This is a genomic window from Streptomyces sp. NPDC054863, assembly GCF_053610825.1.
Map to the genome: position 1 here is coordinate 21747 of NZ_JBSGZD010000087.1, position 6591 is coordinate 28337.

Genomic DNA, 6591 nt, shown 5'->3' on the forward strand with positions numbered 1-6591 from the left:
CGCCCGCGGGCGGACGCCCGGCCCGCGGCTTCGGCCCGCGGCTTCGGCCCGCGGCTTCGGCCCGCGGCTTCGGTCAGCGGGACCGGTCAGCGGGACCGGTGGCCGAGGAGCTCGATCAGTCCCGTCGGGAGGAACGCGGGCCGGTGGGGCCGTCCGACCTGGTAGGGCAGGTAGCCCAGCGAGGCGGCGACCTTGACCTCCTCGGCCGTCTCCGCCTGGTAGACGAGCCGGCAGCGGCCCGCGTCCGTCTTGGCGCGCTGCCAGAGGGTGGGCGCCGGTTTGCGTTCCGCCTCGGTGCGGGGGGTGAGGATCCGGTCCCCGAAGTCCTTCCAGGCGAAGGGCGCGGAGCCCCGCCACGTGGCGTCGACCTCCTTCTTCAGCCTGGCGGCACGCTCGGCGTCGGTGGTGCCCCAGGAGGGCGGCACGTTGGTGATCAGGCCGATCCGGATGTGCCGTTCGCGCAGGGAGCGCAGATAGGAGGCCGCGCCCGGCAGGTAGCCGATGCTGCCGTCGGCGGCGGTGTGCACGAGGGTCTCACCCAGGTCGAAGTACACGACGGGGCAGGCGCGTTCGGTGCCCGTACGGACGGAAGGGGCGGGACCCGTGGCGCCGCTCGCGGTCCCGGGCACGGCCGCGCTCGCCGTGGCGCAGAGCACGACCGACGCCAGGGCTGTACCCAGCGCGAGGCCCGCACGGGCCGGGCCCCTGGAGGGGGATCTGTTCATGGCGGCGTCGCCCTTCTCCTTGCGCACCCGCGAGGATGCGCTGTCTTCCGGTCATGACACCTCACCGGCGCGAGGTTTCCCGCACGCCCTACCCCCGAATACCCCGCGACAGTCGGGACGCGGGTGAACTCCCTTGAAATCTGCCGAGGTTGTGAGGGGTTGTCGGCTTTCGGACACCACTCTTCCCACGAGAGTCCTTCAACTCACCTCAGGGGCAACGGAGTTCGAGTTCGGTATCCACCGGGCATCGCGGGCGGAACCGCACCTTCCGCACTTCTCAGTCGCCACCGGGGGGACAGCTCACGGTCCGTCAACTCGCGGGTAGCATCGCACGATGATCGGCTCCGCTCCCCACCGCGGGCCGACCGGAACCGTCCCCCACCCGAGGATCTCGATGACATCCATACCCGAGGCGCTGTTGTGGTGCCTCAGCGCAGGTACGGCCGCCGCCGTGGTGCTGGCGGCGGCCGTGGTCCGCGCGCGGATGCAAAGCGCCGGCCTTCGACAGAGCCTCACCGCGTCCGAGGGGCAGAACACCGCCTCCCTGCACGCCAACACCGAACTCAACGCCCGTCTGCGGGCCGTCGAGGCGGAGATCCAGCATCTCGCCGGCGCCCGGCTCCCCGATCTGGCGCTGGCCCTCGCCCACCCGCACGTGCCCGTGCGCGGCCTGCTCGACAGCCGCTTCGCGGGCACCGGAACGGACCGTGCGCTGAGCGCCGTACTGGAACGGACCGGCGAGGCGGTCACCAAGGAGCGGGAGCGCGTCGACGCGGCTGCCCAGTCCACGCTGCGCGGCGCGACCACCACCATCCAGGCGCTGCTCTACCAGCTCCAGACGTCGCTCCAGGACATGCAGCACCGTTACGACGACCCGGCCGTCGCCCAGGACCTGCTGGCCGCCGACTTCCTCAACGAGCAGGCGCTGCGCCGCATTCAGACCACCGGCGTGGTCTGCGGGGCCTGGCCCGGGCTCACCCGGGAGGACTCCTACCTGGCGGAACTCGTCGTCGGTGCCTCGTCGCGGCTGCGCGGCTACGAGCGGGTGCAGGTCAGCAACCAGCTGCGCGACCCGGTCGCCGTGGTCGCCAGGGCCGTCGAGCCGATCGCGATCACCGTCACCGAGCTGCTGGCCAACGCGCTGCACCACTCGCACCACGGGCTGCCCGTCGCCGTCACGCTCCAGCAGGGCAACCGCGGTGCGTCGGTCATCATCGACGACTACGGCGTGGGCATGCACGCCGACGAACTCCAGCGCGCCAAGGAGCTGTTGTCGGGCGACGACCGGCTGATGTTCACCCAGCTCGGCGATCCGCCGCGGTCCGGTTTCGCCGCCGCGGGCCAGCTCGTGCGGCAGTACGGCTTCGGCGTGCACGTCGAGCCGTCCCCCTACGGCGGGGTGCGCGCCGTCGTGTACATCCCGGGCGACCCCCTCCTGACCGTGCTCGACGAGAGCAGCCGGCCCATGTCCGTGATGGCGCCGCTGCCGCACCACTCCGGCACACCGGACCGCCCGCACACCCCGCTGCCGTCCCGTACCGCACAGCGCTCCGCGGAGGGTCCGGAGGCTTCGGCGGGTTCACCCGCGGGTTCGTCGGGGCTGGTCGCGCAGTCCCCCGCACCCCTTCAGGACGATGCCGAACTCCCCCGCAGGCACCGGCGCAGGCCCGCCGCCGAGGTCGAACAGGGCGTCCCGCGCACCGAACCGGCCCCCGCGCGCACTCCGGAGGAGAACGCATCCCGCTGGGCCGCCCTCCAGCAGGGCACCGAATCCGGCCGGGCCGCAGCCCGAACCTCGCCCGGTGCCGAGCCCTCACCCGGTCCCGGGACCCCCCGGAGCCCCGAGCCCCCTCGTACCCCCGAAGGGAACGCACTCTCATGAACAGCCCCGCACGCCGCCGTGTCACCGAGGACAAGTCCTGGGTGCTGGCCCCGCTCCTGGAGCTGCCGCACGTCACGCACGCCGCGGTGATCTCCGGTGACGGCTTCATCGAGGGAGCCTCGCCCGGCCTTCGGCGCGAGGCGGCGGAGGGCGTCGCCGCGATGATGTCCGCGCTCCAGGGCGCCGGACGGGCGGTGACCGCGGCCTTCGCCGAACAGCAGGACGCGACCCTGCGCCAGACCGTCATCGAGTCCGAGGAAGGCTGGGTCTTCGCGATCCCCGCGGGGCGCAACACCTGCCTCGCCGTGTTCGCGGCACCCGAGGTCAACATGGGAGTGGTCGCCCACCACATGCAGGTCCAGGTGACCACCCTCGGCAACAAGGTCATGAACAGCCCGGCGCGGGATCTCGGCAGCCCCGCATGACCCCGCGCCAGAGCAACAGGCGCCTCGTACCGGCCTATCTGGCGACCGGCGGGCGCGCCACGCCCAGCCGCAACACGCTGGACAGGCTCTCGCTGCTGCGCAGTTCGGGAATGCCCGTCACCAGTGAGGTGCGCCCGCAGGAGCGCCGGATCCTGGAACTCCTCCAGCCCGGAGCGTTGTCTCTGGCCGAGGTGGCGGCCCACCTGGGGCTGCCCGTCAGCGTGGCGAAGGTCCTGGTGGCCGACCTCGTCGACGCCGGGCGGCTGTTCGCCCGTGTCCCCATTCCCGAAGCCGAGCAATTCGACCGGCAGATCCTGGAGAGGGTTCTCGATGGACTCCGCTCTCTCAAGTCCTGATTCCGCTCCCGCGCCTCCCGACCACGGTGCCATGTACCTGTCGGGCGCCGACCAGACCCTGGTCAAGCTCCTCGTCGCGGGCCCGTTCGGAGTCGGCAAGACCACTCTCATCCGGACGCTCTCGGAGACGCCGCCGCTGCACACCGAAGAGGTCATGACGCAGTCCGGCGCGATCGTCGACGACCTCGCCGGGGTCCGGAACAAGACGACCACCACCGTCGCCATCGACTTCGGGCGGCTCACGCTCCCCGGCGACCTGGTGCTCTACCTGTTCGGCACGCCGGGCCAGAAGCGGTTCCGGCCGCTGTGGCAGGACATCGCACGCGGCGCCCTCGGCGCCCTGGTCCTCGCCGACACCCGCCGCCTCGCGGACTCCTTCGAGGTGATGGACATCATCGAGGAGGCCGGGCTGCGCTACGCCGTCGCCGTCAACACCTTCCCCGACGCCCCGCACTACGACGCGGAGAAGCTCCGCGAGGCCCTCGACCTGCACCCCGACACACCGCTCGTCATGTGCGACGCCCGCGACCAGAACCAGTCCGTCGACGCGCTCATCGCCCTCGTCGGTCATGTACTGGCCCATACGCCCCAGGAGAATCCTTGACCTCCCCGCACCCACCAGGTGCCGCACCGCCGCAGGGCTGCCCCGCGCACGCCCACGGCGCGACCGACCCCCACGGAGCCACCCCCCACCACGCGACCGACCCCCACGGCGCGGCCACCCCCCACCGCGCGACCGCTCCCCAGGGCCACCCTCTCGACGGCGCCGACCACGACACTCTCGTCAGGCTCCACGACCCGGAGTTCGCCGCGGACCCGCACCGCTACTACGCGCACCTGCGCAGGTACGGGGCCCTCGCACCGGTGGAGATCGCGCCGGACGTGACGGCCATGCTGGTCACCGACTACCGCGCCGCGCTGGAGCTGCTGAACGACTCCGCCACCTGGTCCAAGGACTCGCGCGCCTGGATGGAGACGGTGCCGGCCGACTCGGCGGTCATCCCGATGCTGGGCTGGCGCGCCAACGCCCTCTTCAACGACGGTGACGTGCACCGCCGTTACCGCCAGGTGATCACCGACAGCTTCCGGCTCGTCGAACCGCACGAGCTGCGCGCCCGCGTGCGCCACGCCGCGGACACCCTCATCCAGGGCTTCGGCGCGACGGGGCAGGCCGACCTCGTCTCGCAGTACGCGCAGCTGCTGCCGATGCTGATGTTCAACAACCTCTTCGGCATGCCGGACTCGTACGGCCTCCAACTGATCGCGGCCGTCGGCGGGTTGATGGACGGGGCCTCGCCGGAGGAGGCCAACAACGCGAACGCGGCGTTCGAGGCGTACATCATGGAAATGGTCGCCACCAAGAAGGCGCAGCGCGGCCCGGACGTGACCTCGTGGTTCATGGACCACCCCAACGGGCTGTCCGACGAGGAGGTCATCCAGCAGATCGTGCTGACGATGGCGGCGGGCAACGAACCGCTGGGCAACCTCATCGGCAACGCGCTGTCGCGGATGCTCTCCGACGACCGCTACTACAGCACCCTCTCCGGCGGCGCGCTCACCGCGCGGGACGCCATCGAGGACGTGCTCTGGAACGACCCGCCGATGGCCAACTACTCCGCGCACTACCCGCGCCGCGACGTGTTCTTCCACGGCACCTGGGTCCGGGCGGGACAGCTCGTCCTGGTGTCGTACGCCGCCGCCAACACGCAGTCAGGGTCCGTCTCCCCGGAGGAGGGCCGCTCGGGCAGCGGCGCCCACCTCTCCTGGTCGGCCGGGCCCCACGCGTGTCCCGTGCAGCGGCACGCGCTGGTGATCGCCACCACGGCGATCGAGCGGCTCACCGCCTGGCTCTCCGACATCGAACTCGCCTTTCCCGAACAGCAGGTGCAGTGGCGGCCCGGTGGTTTCCAGCGGGCGCTCGCCGCCCTTCCGGCCCGTTTCACCCCCATCACCCCCCAGCAGGCAGGAGCCACCCCATGGGACAGCAGCCCGTCGCCATCGACCCGGCCGGAACCGACGTCCACGCCGAAGCAGCCCGCCTCCGCGCACTAGGCGCCGCCACGCTCGTCCGGCTCCCGGACGGCCCCGAGGCCTGGGCGATCACCCGGCACGACCTGCTCAAGGACCTGCTGACCGACCCGAGGGTCTCCAAGGACGCCCGTCAGCACTGGCCCGCCTGGCAGCGCGGCGAGTACCAGGACACCTGGCTGGCGACCTGGGTGGGCGTGAACAACATGTTCACGGCGTACGGGAGCGACCACCGGCGGCTGCGCAAGCTGATCGCACCGGCCTTCACGGCCCGCCGCACCGACGCGATGCTGCCCTCCGTCGAGCGCATCACCGCCGATCTCCTGGACCGCATGGCCGAGGCCCCGGCCGGCGCCGTGGTCGACCTGCGCGAGAGCTTCTCCCACCCGCTGCCGATGCAGGTCATCTGCGCACTCTTCGGCGTCCCCGAGGGCGACACCCGCGCCGAACTGGCCCGGATGTCGGAGGTCATCATGACCTCCGTCGACCCGGAGGAGGCCGGTGCGGCGTACGTGGGCGTCCAGGAGCTGCTGACGGGCCTGGCCTCGCTCAAGCGCCGGGAGCCCGCGGACGACCTGACGAGTCTCCTGGTCGCTGCGCGGGACGAGGACGGGCAGAAGATGAGCGAGCAGGAGCTGATCGACACGCTCCTGCTGGTCCTCGTCGCCGGGCACGAGACCACCGTCAACCTCATAGGCAACGCCGTGCACGCCCTGCTCACGCACCCCGGGCAGCTGGCCCTGGTGCTCGCGGGCGAGGTGCCCTGGAGCGACGTCGTCGAGGAGACCCTGCGCTGGGCGCCCAGCGTCGCCAACCTGCCGCTGCGGTACGCCGTCGAGGACATCGAGGTCCCGGACGGCCCCACCATCCGCAAGGGCGAGGCGATCCTGGCGTCCTTCGCGGCCGTCGGACGCGATCCGCAGCAGCACGGGGACACGGCGGCCGACTTCGACGTACGACGCCCCAGCCCCGAGCACCTCACCTTCGGCCACGGCATCCACCGCTGCATCGGCGCCCCGCTGGCCCGCATGGAGGCCACGATCGCCCTCCCGGCCCTCTTCGCCCGCTTCCCCGCCCTGCGGCTGGCGGTCCCCGAGGAGACCCTGGAGCCGGCGGGCGGCTTCATCGTCGGCGGCCTTCGCACCCTGCCGGTGCGGCTCGCCAAGGACTGACAC

7 protein-coding genes are annotated in these 6591 nt (G+C 72.1%); 6 read left to right on the forward strand and 1 reads right to left on the reverse strand.

The genetic code is table 11. The features are described 5' to 3' along the window. Nucleotides 1-86: 86 nt before the first annotated feature. A complete protein-coding gene (locus ACWGIG_RS17780) occupies nucleotides 87-725 on the reverse strand; it encodes a hypothetical protein (protein ID WP_453322538.1) in 639 nt (212 codons plus the stop codon). Nucleotides 726-1119: 394 nt separating this feature from the next. Here ACWGIG_RS17780 and ACWGIG_RS17785 point away from each other — a divergent pair, with 394 nt between their 5' ends. Genes ACWGIG_RS17785 through ACWGIG_RS17810 form a run of 6 tightly spaced genes read left to right on the forward strand, consistent with a single transcriptional unit; the run spans nucleotide 1120 to nucleotide 6588 of the window. Continuing rightward, a complete protein-coding gene (locus ACWGIG_RS17785) occupies nucleotides 1120-2607 on the forward strand; it encodes an ATP-binding protein (RefSeq protein WP_453322539.1) in 1488 nt (495 codons plus the stop codon). Next, the gene (locus ACWGIG_RS17790; protein ID WP_453322540.1) at nucleotides 2604-3032 is read left to right on the forward strand and encodes a roadblock/LC7 domain-containing protein; all 429 of its coding nucleotides are present in this window, start codon (nucleotides 2604-2606) and stop codon (nucleotides 3030-3032) included. The genes ACWGIG_RS17785 and ACWGIG_RS17790 overlap by 4 nt, the downstream gene beginning before the upstream one ends. Continuing rightward, nucleotides 3029-3388, forward strand: coding sequence for a DUF742 domain-containing protein (locus tag ACWGIG_RS17795; protein ID WP_453322541.1), 360 nt, complete (start codon nucleotides 3029-3031; stop codon nucleotides 3386-3388). The genes ACWGIG_RS17790 and ACWGIG_RS17795 overlap by 4 nt, the downstream gene beginning before the upstream one ends. Before the next feature lie 31 nt (nucleotides 3389-3419). Then, on the forward strand, nucleotides 3420-3992 hold the full coding sequence (locus ACWGIG_RS17800; protein WP_453322542.1) for a GTP-binding protein: 573 nt from the start codon (nucleotides 3420-3422) through the stop codon (nucleotides 3990-3992). After that, on the forward strand, nucleotides 3989-5440 hold the full coding sequence (locus ACWGIG_RS17805; protein ID WP_453322543.1) for a cytochrome P450: 1452 nt from the start codon (nucleotides 3989-3991) through the stop codon (nucleotides 5438-5440). Before ACWGIG_RS17800 ends, ACWGIG_RS17805 begins: the two co-directional genes overlap by 4 nt. Then, nucleotides 5365-6588, forward strand: coding sequence for a cytochrome P450 family protein (locus tag ACWGIG_RS17810; RefSeq protein WP_453322544.1), 1224 nt, complete (start codon nucleotides 5365-5367; stop codon nucleotides 6586-6588). The genes ACWGIG_RS17805 and ACWGIG_RS17810 overlap by 76 nt, the downstream gene beginning before the upstream one ends. Nucleotides 6589-6591 lie beyond the last annotated feature (3 nt).